Source organism: Streptomyces sp. NPDC002690, from assembly GCF_053592415.1.
Genome location: NZ_JBSFVR010000719.1, coordinates 1 through 1476, shown reverse-complemented (window position 1 = coordinate 1476; position 1476 = coordinate 1). Strand labels below are relative to the sequence as shown.

2 protein-coding genes and 1 pseudogene are annotated in these 1476 nt (G+C 73.1%); all 3 read left to right on the top strand.

Annotated features, from left to right (window positions below; all coding sequences use genetic code 11):
* Positions 1-500, top strand: a pseudogene (locus ACWD3D_RS37010) (cobalamin-binding protein); the annotation flags it as partial.
* Positions 497-961 carry an STAS domain-containing protein gene (locus ACWD3D_RS37005; RefSeq protein ID WP_451465015.1) on the top strand — a complete coding sequence of 155 codons (465 nt, stop codon included), beginning with the start codon at positions 497-499 and terminating at the stop codon, positions 959-961. The pseudogene ACWD3D_RS37010 and the gene ACWD3D_RS37005, both read left to right, overlap by 4 nt.
* Positions 962-1015: 54 nt before the next feature.
* Positions 1016-1476: MarR family winged helix-turn-helix transcriptional regulator (locus ACWD3D_RS37000; RefSeq protein WP_451465014.1), on the top strand; the 461-nt coding region annotated here is incomplete at its 3' end.

Here is a 1476-nt window from a genome sequence, read left to right as displayed (position 1 = left end):
GTGCCGTTGCAGCGAAGCTCGAAGAGGGCGAACGGCCCTACGCCGCCGCGCTCCTCGCGGGGGGTTCCGCCTCCCGCACCCCGCGGGTCCACCAGCCGATCGACGATCTGCCGCACCTCGGCGACCAGGAGTACACCCTGGTGGTGCGCAGCAAGGCGCAACTGGTGAAGGCGGTGCTCGTCGGGATCGACGAGCGCTTCCCCGGGGCGCGCGACTACACCGAGTCCCAGCGCGACCGGACCGCCGAAGACGTGGCGCACATCGTCGACTTCCTCGCCGTCGCCCTCTACACGGACGACGCGGAACTCTTCACCGGGTTCCTCGACTGGACCGGCGACGTCCTGAGCGCCCGCGGAGTGCCGCCGCTCTCCCTCGTGCCGGCACTGGAGGTGCTGGGCGAGGAACTCAGGGACTTCCCCCGTGCCACCCGCCACCTCCGCCTCGCGGCCGGCCGCGCCGGCGCTCCCCTCCGTCCGTACGTCCCCGGAAAGCACGCATGACGACGACACCCTCCGAAGGTTTCGGGCTCAGCACGCGGTACGACACCCAGGGCGCGGTCCGGGTGGAGATCCGCGGAGACCTCGACCACACGAACGCCGACACACTGCTCGCCACCGTCGCGGAACTGCTGGCCGGGCACCCGGACGCCCGTGAACTCCGCCTGGACTGCGCGTCGTCGGGCACCATCGACTCCTCCGGGCTCGCCGCGCTGATCATGATCCGCAGACGGACCGGCGAGGCGGGCGTCGCCCTGCGGCTGGACGGACGCGGAGCCGCGCTCGACCGGCTCCTGGAGGTCACCGGTACGCTGGACTACCTCACCACGACGCCCATGGACGCGGAGCGGCCCCCGGGACACACCGCGCGGGCCACCTCGGAGACCGCGCACGATCTCCCCTCGGCCATCGAGGGTGCACGAAACCGCTCGGCCCGTCCCACTGGCCCGGACGGCACAACCTGACGCACGCGGTGCGTCCAGCCCGCCCCGGGACACCGATACCAGAGGGGAAACGCCATGACGCCCGACGTCGAGGTCGCGCCTTCGGGCTCCCACGACGTGGCGTCCGCGGCGGGCGACATCGTGGAACTGCTCGACGTGCTCTGGGAGCGGACCCGCGACCGCGACTGGGCCGCCCCCGCGTCCCTGGCGCAACTGCGCCTGATGTACGCCGTCGACCGTGAGGACGGCATCAGGATGCGCGCGCTCGGAGCCGTACTCGACGTGTCCGCGCCCTCGCTCAGCCGGCTGTGCGACCGGCTCCAGTCCGTGGGATTCGTCGAGCGCCGTCCGAGCCCCGACAGCGGACGCGAGGTGACGCTGAGCCTGACCGCGAAGGGGCACGCACACCTCTCCGAGGTGCGCAGGAAGCGGGGCGAGGTGCTGTCCGGGGCGATCGACCGCATGCCCGCCGGCCAGCGCGCGGAGCTGGCCCAGGGGCTCACCGGGCTGCGGGCCGCACTGCGCGGCGCGGCGGT

Excerpts from the sequence above, each read along its gene's own strand:
- ACWD3D_RS37005 (WP_451465015.1), top strand. The coding sequence starts at position 497 with ATGACGACGACACCCTCCGAAGGTTTCGGGCTCAGCACGCGGTACGAC.